The following is an 11587-nucleotide window of genomic DNA, read 5'->3' on the forward strand; positions in this document are numbered from 1 at the left end:
GACTTTCCGCCCGGGCACCGCCCCGATGGCCGCCCTGGGGTCGGCCGACAGCGGTAGCATCCCTTCTCTGGCTTCGGGGGTCCCGAGAGGACCGCGTGGGGATTGAGCGCTGGAGGAACCACATGGCATCCCTTTCCGGGCCGGGTGTGCTCGCACGGCTGGCCGAGCTGAGCCGGGACGCGTCCCAGGATCAGGGCGGAGCTCTGTGGCGGCTCGCGGCAGGCGGACGTCAGCTGGACGCCAATCTCGTACGGCTGCTCCCGGACACCCATGTCGCCGAACACGTCGAACCAGCCCTGGACGTAATGCTGTACGTCACCGCGGGCAGCGGGCAGCTACGCATCGACGGTATGCGGCAGGACCTCACCGAGGGTTCGGTGGTGTGGCTCCCCCGCGGCAGCCGCCGGGCGCTGCACGCCGGTCCCGAGGGCCTCATCCAGCTCAGCGTCCATCGACGACGCCCGGGGCTGGCCATCCAGACTCCGACCACGGGCGCGGAGGAGGAGGGTGGAGAGCGCGCTTGTCTGCTGGACCGCGTCTGCCGGGAATGCGGCCGTCTGGCATCGGAGTCGGACGCCCGCTACTGCAGCCGCTGCGGGGAACGGCTTCCCGACGCGGCCTGATCCAGCTGCTTCCGAGCCCTGTCCGGCAGGAGCCACACCGGGCCGGACCAGGTTGGGTCCGGGTCCAGACTGGGCCGGTCCAGGCCGGTCACACGAGCGAGCTCCACACGATGAGGACGAACGACGCCAGGCTGAGCCCCGTGCGGACCGTATGGAAACGGTTCCACTTGGCCTCGAAGGCCGCCCTCACCTCGGAGTCGGGTGAACTCCCGGATGATGCGAGCGCGTTGTTCAGAGGGACGTTCCCGGTGATCGTGATCAGGTGGTTGACGGACGCGCACACCACCCCCGCCAGAAGGAGCCACGTCTGAGCGGCTGAACGGCCCTCGGCCGGCACGGCGAGGGCCGCCACCGGAAACACGATGATGGCCACAAAGACCGCCATGAACACCGACCGCGGCACCTCCTCGTTGATCCGCCTCATGGCCGGGACGAACTGCTCGTCCGAAAGCTTCGCCAGCGCGGGCATGACCCCGGTCTGGAAGATCAGCATGAAGCCCGCGTACAGGCCGGTGGAGATGAGGGCGAGGGCGAGCAGCAAGGAGGCCATGACGCACATCATGGCGCCCCCAACGCCCTCCCGCAGCCTCTCCTGCACCGCGCGACCGGGCCTGGAGCGGTGGCCGGGGCAGGCGCCCCGGCCACCATCCGCCTGGTCAGCGGTCAGCGCTCAGCGACGGCCAACGGGAAGCAGGTGCCGTCGGACATCAGCGCCGAGACGCCGGCCATGACGAGTCATTGGGCCGTCAACTTGTCCGCCTGGCGAATCGACTTCGCCAACTGCTGCACGGACGCGTCCTCCGTCGTCCTCGCCAGGCCCTCCGCCCGCTCGGCGAGCTCACCCAGGCGGAGAGCACCAGGTGTCTCCGCGCCCCGCAGCGCTTGGGCGAAGTACGCGGCAGTGGCACTGACCCGCAGCCGCGGAGCCGACTCCGACGACCAGAGGTCGCGCTGGAGCACCGCCGCCTCCACCGCGCCGGTCGCCTCGTGGGGTGCCCGGGTCCGGGGGTCGAGCCAGCGCACGGTGGCCGTGGCTATGTGTCCGCTCGCTCCTTCCCGAAGCCGCACCGCATAGAGCGCGGTCACCGTGTGCCCCGGGCCCACCTCACCTCCGTCCACCTGGTCGTCGCGGAAGTCGTCGTCGGCCACAGCCCTGTTCTCGTATCCGATCAGTCGGAACTCCTTCACTGTCTGGGGGTCGAACGCGACCTGCGCCTTGGCATCCCGGGCGCGCAGCTCGGCATGGGCGGGAAGCTGGTCGACGAACACCTTTCTGGCCTGCGCCGGCGTGGACACATAAGTGGTGTGTCCATCACCCCGGTTGGTAAGACGCTCCATCAGCTGGTCGCCGTAGTCGCTGCCTACCCCCACGCCGAACAGCGTGATCCCGTACTCCCGGCGCGAGGTGTCGATCCGCTCGAGGATCGCGTCGGCGTCGGTGTCACCGGTGTTGGCGAGCGCGTCGGAGAGAAGCACCACCCGGTTGTTGGCCCCCTTTCTGCGCCCCTCGACGGCGACGTCGTAGCCAGTGCTGACACCGGCGCCCACATTGGTGGAGTCCCCCGGTTCGAGTCCGTCGATGATCTGGTGGATGTGGTCCCGCTGGCCGCCGAGCCGGCTCATCGGCAGCCGGGTCTCAGCCTCTCCGCTGAACGTCACCAGCGCGATCGAGTCGTCGTCCCGCAGTTGGTCGGTCAGGAGTCCCAGGGATTCCTTGACCAGGTCGAGCCGTCCGGGTTCGGCCATCGACCCCGAGACGTCGACGACGAACGTCATAGCCGCCGGAGGACGCGCAGCGGTTCGGCTGGAGGTGCGAGTGGCCAGCCCCACGCGCACCAGCGACCAGTCCCCGTTTCCGTCCGCTCCCTTCTCTGCCGTGTTCTCCATCCGAGCGCCATCCACGGTCACGGTGAAGCCGTCCCCCTTTGGCCGCGGATAGTCCTGACGGAAGCTGTTGACGAACTCCTCAGGACGCACGGCGGCCGGGTCGGGCAACCGCCCTTCACCGAGTGCGCGCCTGGCGTACCCGTACGAGGCCGTGTCCACGTCGAGCGCGAACGTGGACAGATAGTCGGCCGGAGGTGCGAAATCCCCCTGCTCTTCGCCCTTTTGCTCGCCCTCACGCCCCCTTTCGCTGTCACCCTCGGCCGCGCGCCCTCCTCCGTCGGGCGGCATCGGAGCCGGCTGTCCACGCTCGGCCCGGTGCGCACCATCACCGCGTGAGGCGCGGTCGGCCTGCCCGCCCGTCCCGCAGCCAGTCAGCACCATGGATCCGGCCAGCAGCGCGACGAGCGCTGCTCTGGTTGTCCGTGCGCGTGCCCGCGCGATCACCCGCCCTGCGGCACTTGCTTGATTCGTCCTTGCGCAGAGATGCATCTTCCGCCCCCTGAATCGTCAGCACTGTGAATGTGACGTTCGAGAAGGCGTGTTGGAGCATGCGAACGCGTTGCGGAAGAATCTCAATGCGGCAACGGCGGCAACAACGGCGCCGGAGGCCCGCGTCCACCCCGCCCGCCCTGGCGACCGGCCCTCCATCGCAGCACTCGTTCCATGGGACTTCTCCCTTCTCGGAATCTCCGACCGTTCGAATCTCTGAATCTCTGAATCTCTGAACCGCTGAATCTCCGAATCTCTGAAGCTCTGACTCTCCGAGCAGATCGCCGATCACGTCCGCCCACCCAGAGTGACGGCAGGCCCGGCTCGGACGGAAGTGAATGGCAAGGACTCGCCATCCCCTGAACTGGGGGTTGTCACGATGTGCAGTCGCGTGAGTACATGGAGTGGCAAGGCGTCAGGAACGGGGGTGGCCAGTCGTGCCGCATGTCATCACCAGGCCAAGGCGGCCCGTCGCGCGCAGGCCCGTCCAGCCCGGGGTGCTGGGGCTCGGCCGGCCGTTCCGAGGGCTGGATGAGGTAGGCGCGGCGCTCACCGGGCTCGTTCAGTCCGTTCGCCATGAGCTGCTCACGTTCGACGACCCGGCGGGCTCGCCCGGCGTTCCCGAACCGTTCCGTGCGCTTGCCGGCACATGCGTCCACGCGTCGGTGACAGCGGCGATGGAGCGGGCCACCGTCCGCCGTGTCGTCCCGCGTCACGCGCTCCCTCGACTACCACCGCCGGACCAGCTGGGCGGCCAGGCACGGGTGACGGACTCGATCCCGTTCAAGCTGGTGGTCGCGGACCGCACCGCCGCGGCGCTGCCGCTCGATCTGCGACTGCACTGCAACGGGCTGCTGCTCATCCGGGACCCCGTGGTCGTCCAGGCGCTGGTGCGCACACACCAGCTCTGGTGGGAAGGAGGCGACGAGATCCAGGCCGCCGACGAGGGCTCCATGCCCGCCCATCTTCGCCCGGTGCTGGACGCCTTGCTGGCCGGGCTCACGGATGAGACGGCCGCGTCCCGGCTCGGCATATCGGGCCGGACGTACAGCCGCCGTGTCGGAGAGCTCCTCACCACGCTGGGCACCACGAGCCGCTTCCGCGCCGGAGCGGAAGCAGCACGTCGCGGCTGGATCTGACGAAGACGCCCCAGGCCGGAAGGAGAGCGAGAGGGGAAGGAGCCGAACGACTCAGGACACGATGTCCTTGCGGGCGAAGCCGCGGAAGGCCAGGGCGATGAGGACCACGGCGTAGGTCAGGGACACGGCTGCGCCTTTCACCATCCCACCCCACTCCAGTTGCGGCTGGAGTGCATCCACCCAAGCGAACTGCCAGTGCGCGGGAAGGAGGTCACGCCAGGACCCAAGTGCCGTGACCGCGTCCAGGACATTGCCCATGATCGTCAGTCCGACCGCACCGCCGACCGCACCGAGCGGCGCGTCGGTCCTGGTCGACAGCCAGAACGCCAGCCCGGCTGTGACCAGTTGGGAGACAAAGATGAAGGCAACGACCAGAGCGATCCGTGGCAGCGCGTCAGCTGCGGCCAGAGAGCCTCCGGTGGGCAGCTTCAGCGGCCCCCAGCCATAGGCGATCGTGCCCGCCGCGAGCGCGACGAGCGGGAGCAGCAGCATCGCTGCGGCGCTGAAGGCCAGGGCCACAGCCAGCTTCGACCACAGCAGCCGCGCTCGCGGCACCGGTGCCGCGAGCAGATAGCGAAGGGAGGACCAGCTTGCCTCGGACGCGACGGTGTCCCCGCAGAACAGCGCCACCGGCACCACCAACAGGAATCCCGCCGAGACAAAGAGGCATGTGGCGGCGAAGTTGGCACCGGACGCGGTCGCCGTGTCCATGAGGTTGATCCGGCTGCCACCGCGTCCGCCGTCCCCGTCCGGAGAACCTCCGATGGCGAAGGCCGCGATCAGGATGAACGGCAGGGCGGCCAGGATCGCGCCCATCACCAGGGTGCGCCTGCGCTTCAGTTGCCGTACGGCCTCGACGCGCAGCGGCAGCGTGCGCCGCGCCCGGTAGCCGGGGGCGGTGTCCCCCGTCGGTTCGGTGCGCGTGGTGTGCACAGTGCTCATGCGGATTCCCCTCCGATCAGCGTGAGGAACGCGTCCTCCAGTCGCCGGTGCGGGCCGGCACCGCTTACCGGCACCTCGAGCCGGACGAGTTCGGCGATGAGGGCCGCGGGGCTCGCCCCGTCCAGACGGACCAGCAGCCCGCGACCGTCGTCGGTGCGTACGGCGGAGCCCACCCCTGGGAGGGAGGCGATCTTCTCCACCAGTGGCTCGGACACCTCGACCGCGGTGGTCACCAGCAGGGTGTCCCCTGCCCCGGTGATCTCCGAGACGTGACCAGCCTGCACAAGCCTGCCGCGATCCATGACCACCAGATCGGTGCACGACTGCTCGACCTCGGCCAGGAGATGGCTCGAGACGATGACGGTCCGGCCCCCGGCCGCGTACCGGATCATCACATCCCGCATCTCACGGATCTGGGGCGGGTCGAGGCCGTTGGTCGGTTCGTCCAGGATCAGCAGATCCGGCAGACCGAGCATCGCCTGGGCGATGGCGAGGCGCTGTCGCATGCCCTGCGAGTAGGTGCGTACAGCGCGGGCCAAGGCGTCGCCGAGTCCCGCGATCTCCAGCGCCTCCTCGATGTGTGAGTCCTCGGAGGGGCGGCCAGTGGCCTGCCAGTACAGCTCGAGGTTGTCGCGCCCGGACAGATGAGGAAGGAAGCCGGCGCCTTCGACGAAAGCGCCGACGCGGGAGAGCACGGGCGCGCCGGGCTTGATGACGTGGCCGAAGACACGGATTTCGCCCTCGTCGGGTGCGATCAGGCCCATCAGCATGCGCAGCGTGGTGGTCTTGCCGGCGCCGTTGGGGCCGAGGAGGCCGAGGACCTGGCCCTTCTCGACACGGAAGGACAGGTCCCGCACGGCATAGCGGTCGGCGGACTTCGCGTAGCGCTTGGTCAGCCCCGTGATCTGGAGGGGGACGTCCGCGAGTCCGGGGTCGGGTGGAGGCGCGGTGGTGCGGCGCCGGGCGGTGAGCAGCAGCGCCGCGGCGAGGAGCGCACCGGTGACGGGCAGCCCCCACACCCACCATGGCAGCGCGGCGGGTTGGGTGCTGAGGCCCGGCGCGGTGGGCACGGTGAGTGGTCCCGTGACCGAGACGGTGTAGGTGGCGGGGGCTGCCGGTGAGGCGTAGCCGAGGTCGGTGGCGGCGATGACCAGGCGGAGCCGGTGGCCCGTCTCCACCTCGTGGTCCACCGCGGGGAGCGTCAGCTCGACGGGCTTTCCGTTCCTGGCGCCCTCGATCCTCACGGGCGCGACGAGTTGGGCGGGCAGCACCTGGCTGCGTCCGTCAGGGCCGACGTCGTACACCTTGCCGAAGAGCACTGCCTCGCCGCTGTCGGATGTCACCGTGAGGCGCACGGTGGGCGAGCCGGTAATGGTCAGGGGCTTGTTCAGCGGCCGGGACTCGAAGCGGGCGTACTGCCCGGGGAAGTCCATGGAGAGTCCGGCACCGAGGGAGGACAGCTGGGAGAGTCCGCCGGCGATGCCGGGTACCGCGGAGATACCGGGCGGTCCCGCGCCGGCCGGATTGCGGAAGGGCTGGGTCCGGCCGTTGAGTTCGATGGGGCGTCCGCCTGCGCCCAGTCCGGGGTAGCCGGCGGCGGTGGCGCCGCGCAGGGTGGCCCGGCCGTCGGTGGAGTCAACACCTCCTGTGCGGCTGACACGAAAGGCAGGCCCGGTGTCCGCGGTGGTGTCGCCGTTCAGATGGCGGTCGAACCAGGCGGAGACCCGCCGCTGGACGCGTGCGGCTTCCATGTCCCCGCCGTCGTGTCCGCCCGCGATCCAGTCGACGGCGACAGGCGCGCCGTTGTCCTTGATCACCGCGGCCATCCGATCGGCATGCCCGAGCGGGAAGAGGGAGTCGGACTGCCCCTGGACGATCAGCGTGGGCACCTTGATCCGGTCACCGACGGCGGACGGGCTGCGCGCCTCCAGCAGGGCGCGGGCCTCCGCGTCGGGTTTCCCTGAGGTGGCGACGCGCTCGTACATGTCGCACAGCACCGGCTGGAAACGTCCACAGGCGGCCGCGCCCGACGGGGGTGGCGTGGCGTCACCAGCCTGTTGGGCGGCGCCCGCCCCACCGGTGGTGAAGAACATCCCTGCCCACAGCTTCTTGAACACCCCCTCCGGGAACAGTGCGTCGGCGAGGTTCCAGTAGGTGATCTCCGGGGCGATCGCGTCGACCCTGCGGTCATGGCCCGCCGCGAGGAGCGAGATCGCTCCTCCGTAGGACGCTCCGGTGACGCCGACGCGTGGGTCGCCCTCGGCGTCCAGGCGTACCTCCGGCCGTCCGGCGAGCCAGTCGATCAGCCGCGAGACGTCCTTGACCTCGTGGTCCGGGTCGTTGAGTCCGATCTGCCCGGTGGATGCCCCGAAGCCGCGCGCGGTCCAGGTCAGGACGGCGTATCCGTCGCGCGCCAGCGCCTCTGCCCGGGCCCGCACCGAGTCCTTGCTTCCCCCGAAGCCATGACCCAGCAGCACGGCGGGCCTCCGGGCGCCACCGTCGCCCGCGGTGAAGTACGAGGTGTCGATCCTCGCTCCCGGCATGTTGAGCATCCGGTCCTCGCGGTGCACCTGTGGCACATCCTCGGCGGCGACAGCCGTCCATACTCCGCCGCCGCAGAGCACGGCGACGGTGGCGATGCCCGCGAGCCATCGCCTTCGTCCTCGCCCTTGGCGCCGGACCTCGGCTGCCCGCCGGGGGAGTCGGATCGTCATGGTGAAACCCTAAGCGGACCCACGCCCCACCTGCGGCTGCCCCCAGGCGGAGCTCGACGCCCTCCTCGGGTCGTACCGGGCGCCCTACCCGTACACCAGACGCGGTACACCTCCCTGAATGCTGCCTCCGGCCCCGGCGCCGACCCAAGCGGAATCAATCCGTCCGCGATGTCGGGCGATGTCCGCCAAAGTGCGCACGGCACACCGGCATTGAATCCAACGCACCAGTAACAACCCCTTGTGCGTGCCGATCACCGCACGACACTCTGTCCCGCACATCCGCGGAGCCGAGCGGGTGTTTTGTCGTGTTCCGATCAAAGAAAGGCGCACGAGATGAGATTCCCTGTCCGCCGGTCCATACGGACGGGTGCGGTGTTCTCCGCGCTCGCCGTGACCACCGGCCTTCAGTTCGCCGTCACCCCCACCGCGCAGAGCGCGTCGATCGGCGATCTCCGTCTCGCCCCCACTGCCACCGCTGTGCAGAACAGCTGGATCGTCGTCCTCAAGAGCGGCCACACCCAGGTCACCGAGCTCGCCGCCGAAAATGACGTGACTCCCCTGCGCACCTACAGCTCAGTCCTCAAGGGCTTCTCCGCCGCCATGACAAAGGCGAAGGCCGCCCATCTCGCTGCCGACCCACGCGTGGCGTATGTCGAACAGAACGCCGTCATCCGCCTCAGCGAGACCCAGTCGAAGGCACCCTGGGGCCTCGACCGCCTCGACCAGCGTGAGCTGCCGCTGTCCACCACCTACAGCTACGGCACGACGGCGTCGAACGTGAACGCGTACGTCATCGACACCGGTATCCGCACCTCGCACAACGAATTCGGCGGACGCGCGAGCGTCGGCACGGACACCGTCGGCGACGGCCGCAACGGACAGGACTGCCAGGGCCACGGCACCCATGTCGCGGGCACGGTCGGCGGCAGGACCTACGGTGTCGCCAAGAACGTGAAGCTGATCGCGGTCCGCGTGCTGGACTGTGAAGGCTCGGGAACGACAGCGGGCGTCATCGCAGGCGTCGACTGGGTGACCGCCCATGCCACCAAGCCCGCAGTCGCCAACATGAGCCTGGGCGGCACGGCCAGCCCCTCGCTCGACGACGCCGTCAAACGCTCCATCGCCTCAGGCGTCAGCTACGCCATCGCAGCGGGCAACGGCAACTTCCTCGGGTTGCCGGCCAACGCCTGCAACTACTCCCCCGCCCGCGTCCCCGAGGCGATCACGGTGGGCGCCACGGACAACCGCGACCGGCGAGCGTCCTTCTCCAACTTCGGCACCTGCCTGGACCTGTTCGCGCCAGGTGTGGACATCACCTCAGCCTGGAAGGACAGCAACACCGCGACCAACACCATCTCCGGCACCTCGATGGCCACCCCGCACACCGCGGGCGTCGCCGCCCTGTATCTCGCGACCCATCCCACGGCAACCCCGGCCCAGGTCCGGAACGCCCTGGTCAACGCGGCGACCAGCGGCAAGGTCGTCGATCCCCGCGTGGGCTCACCGAACAGGCTGCTGCACTCGCGGTTCTGACGTCACCCCTCGCGCCGCACCAGATGCCCGAGGAGCTCCTCCCCCGCCGGGTAGGGCAGCTCCTCGGGCAACAGCCGTCCGGCACCCTCGAGGTCCCCTGCCCGCACCAGCCGATGGATCTCGTGGGCGAGGGGCGTCACATCCTCGATGGCCACGGTCCACTCGTCCGCATACCGCGCCGACGCCTCACCCCCGAGCCCCAGCTGAAGCGAGCGGTAGGGCAGTGGGGCAAGGCGCAGGTCACGCTCGGGATCCCACTGGACCCGGGACGGAGCCTGCCCCAACTGCCGCTTCCACTGCGCCTTGTCGGGGTGCAGCCCGGAGACGTAGTGCGACAGACAGGCGTGGCGCAGCGCCCACTCGAAGCCCTCGCGGTCGATTTCGACGGCCAGCACCGTCTGCTGGCCCGGCTTTCCCGCCCAGCCGCAGCGGTACATCATCCACAGGAACGAGGGCTTGATCCACGTCATCCGGTCCCGCTTCCACGCGGCCGGGAAGCGCCCGTCGCGGGCCGCGGGAATGCCGATGGCCGGATCGTACGCCTGGTAGACGGTGACCGTGGACGCGGTATGGACGGCACGGATCTGGTGCTTCGGGACGGTCATGGCCGTTGAACCTACCGTCGGGAAATCCGCTGGTCACCCCGATTAGGCGCCGGCGGCAGGGTGAACGCGTCCCACTGAACATCCAGGCGGCCGGTACGGGTGAGGGTTCCGTACCGGCCGCCTGGAGTCCACCAGCGGTGGTCAGTGATTGCGGGGGAAGCCCAGGTCCACGCCGACCGGGGCCTCGGACGGGTCGGGCCAGCGCGTGGTGACGACCTTGCCGCGGGTGTAGAAGTGCACCCCGTCGTTGCCGTAGACGTGGTGGTCGCCGAAGAGCGAGTCCTTCCAGCCGCCGAAGCTGTGGTAGCCGACGGGCACCGGGATCGGGACGTTCACTCCGACCATGCCGGCCTCGATCTCCATCTGGAAGCGGCGCGCTGCGCCACCGTCGCGGGTGAAGATCGCGGTGCCGTTGCCGAACGGCGAGGCGTTGATCAGCGCGACGCCCTCCTCGTACGTGTCGGCACGCAGCACGCACAGCACGGGGCCGAAGATCTCGTCACGGTAGGCGTCGGAGTCGGTCGGGACCTTGTCGAGCAGGGACAGACCGATCCAGTGGCCGTCCTCGAAGCCCTCGACCGTGTAGCCCGTGCCGTCGAGGACGACCTCGGAGCCCTGGTCGGCGGCGCCGTGGACGTACGAGGCGACCTTGTCGCGGTGCGCCTTGGTGATCAGCGGGCCCATCTCGGAGGCCGGGTCGTTGCCGGGGCCGATCTTGATCTTCTCGGCGCGCTCGCGGATCTTGCCGACGAGCTCGTCGCCGATCGAGCCGACCGCGACCACGGCGGAGATCGCCATACAGCGCTCACCCGCGGAGCCGTAGGCGGCGGAGACGGCGGCGTCCGCGGCGGCGTCCAGGTCCGCGTCCGGGAGGACCAGCATGTGGTTCTTGGCCCCGCCGAGCGCCTGGACCCGCTTGCCGTTGGCCGAGGCGGTGGTGTGGATGTGGCGGGCGATCGGCGTGGAGCCGACGAAGGAGATCGCCGCGACGTCCGGGTGCTCGAGGAGTCGGTCGACCGCGACCCTGTCACCCTGGACGACGTTGAAGACGCCGTCCGGCAGGCCCGATTCGGCAAGCAGCTCGGCGATCTTCAGCGAGGCCGAGGGGTCCTTCTCGCTCGGCTTGAGGATGAAGGTGTTGCCGCAGGCGATGGCGATGGGGAACATCCACATCGGAACCATCGCGGGGAAGTTGAACGGCGTGATGCCGGCGACCACGCCGACCGGCTGGCGGATCGCCGCCACGTCGACGCGGTTCGACACCTGGGTGGACAGCTCACCCTTGAGCTGGGTGGTGATCCCGCAGGCCAGATCCACGATCTCCAGGCCGCGGGCGACCTCGCCGAGCGCGTCCGAGTGGACCTTGCCGTGCTCGGCGGTGATCAGCTCGGCGATGGCGTCACGGTTCGCGTCCAGCAGTGCACGGAAACGGAACAGGATCGTGGTGCGCTGGGCCAGCGACGCCGTGCCCCAGGTGGCGTAGGCGTCCTTTGCGGCGGCCACCGCCGCGTCGACCTCCGCCACGGAGGCGAGCGCTACCTCCCGGGTCACGGCACCGGTCGCCGGGTCGGTGACCGGTCCCCAGTTGCCGGACGCACCCTCGACGATCTTGCCACCGATCCAGTGGTTGACGTGCTTCGTCATGGTGGAAAGCT

Annotated in this window: 9 protein-coding genes; 3 read left to right on the plus strand and 6 right to left on the minus strand. The window is 69.7% G+C overall.

Annotated features, from left to right (window positions below; all coding sequences use genetic code 11):
* Positions 1-122 precede the first annotated feature (122 nt).
* Positions 123-623, plus strand: a complete 501-nt coding sequence (locus tag ACFV6V_RS18345) for an AraC family ligand binding domain-containing protein (protein ID WP_385565913.1) — start codon at positions 123-125, stop codon at positions 621-623.
* Positions 624-711: 88 nt separating this feature from the next.
* Here the strand turns inward: ACFV6V_RS18345 and ACFV6V_RS18350 are convergent, their stop codons facing one another.
* On the minus strand, positions 712-1173 hold the full coding sequence (locus ACFV6V_RS18350) for a DUF1772 domain-containing protein (protein WP_385565916.1): 462 nt from the start codon (positions 1171-1173) through the stop codon (positions 712-714).
* Positions 1174-1358: 185 nt separating this feature from the next.
* Positions 1359-2891, minus strand: coding sequence for a von Willebrand factor type A domain-containing protein (locus ACFV6V_RS18355; protein ID WP_385565919.1), 1533 nt, complete (start codon positions 2889-2891; stop codon positions 1359-1361).
* A 545-nt stretch (positions 2892-3436) separates the two neighbouring features.
* On the opposite strand from ACFV6V_RS18355, the gene ACFV6V_RS18360 reads away from it, so the two are divergent.
* Positions 3437-4138 carry a DNA-binding response regulator gene (locus ACFV6V_RS18360; RefSeq protein WP_385565921.1) on the plus strand — a complete coding sequence of 234 codons (702 nt, stop codon included), beginning with the start codon at positions 3437-3439 and terminating at the stop codon, positions 4136-4138.
* Positions 4139-4189: 51 nt separating this feature from the next.
* Here ACFV6V_RS18360 and ACFV6V_RS18365 read toward each other — a convergent pair whose 3' ends face one another.
* Together ACFV6V_RS18365 and ACFV6V_RS18370 are read right to left on the minus strand one after the other, a co-directional pair.
* Positions 4190-5080, minus strand: coding sequence for an ABC transporter permease (locus ACFV6V_RS18365; protein ID WP_385565924.1), 891 nt, complete (start codon positions 5078-5080; stop codon positions 4190-4192).
* Positions 5077-7794 (minus strand): alpha/beta fold hydrolase, encoded by a 2718-nt coding sequence (locus ACFV6V_RS18370; RefSeq protein WP_385565927.1) that lies wholly within the window; start codon positions 7792-7794, stop codon positions 5077-5079. Before ACFV6V_RS18370 ends, ACFV6V_RS18365 begins: the two co-directional genes overlap by 4 nt.
* Before the next feature lie 333 nt (positions 7795-8127).
* Here ACFV6V_RS18370 and ACFV6V_RS18375 point away from each other — a divergent pair, with 333 nt between their 5' ends.
* On the plus strand, positions 8128-9327 hold the full coding sequence (locus ACFV6V_RS18375; protein WP_385565929.1) for a S8 family peptidase: 1200 nt from the start codon (positions 8128-8130) through the stop codon (positions 9325-9327).
* A gap of 2 nt (positions 9328-9329) precedes the next feature.
* On the opposite strand, the gene ACFV6V_RS18380 is transcribed toward ACFV6V_RS18375, so the two are convergent.
* Both ACFV6V_RS18380 and mmsA read right to left on the minus strand, forming a co-directional pair.
* Positions 9330-9932 (minus strand): DUF4291 domain-containing protein, encoded by a 603-nt coding sequence (locus ACFV6V_RS18380; protein WP_385565932.1) that lies wholly within the window; start codon positions 9930-9932, stop codon positions 9330-9332.
* A gap of 141 nt (positions 9933-10073) precedes the next feature.
* Positions 10074-11576 (minus strand): CoA-acylating methylmalonate-semialdehyde dehydrogenase, encoded by a 1503-nt coding sequence (mmsA, locus tag ACFV6V_RS18385; RefSeq protein ID WP_385565935.1) that lies wholly within the window; start codon positions 11574-11576, stop codon positions 10074-10076.
* Positions 11577-11587 lie beyond the last annotated feature (11 nt).

It is taken from the genome of Streptomyces sp. NPDC059828, from assembly GCF_042731955.1.
Taxonomy (GTDB): Bacteria; Actinomycetota; Actinomycetes; order Streptomycetales; family Streptomycetaceae; genus Streptomyces.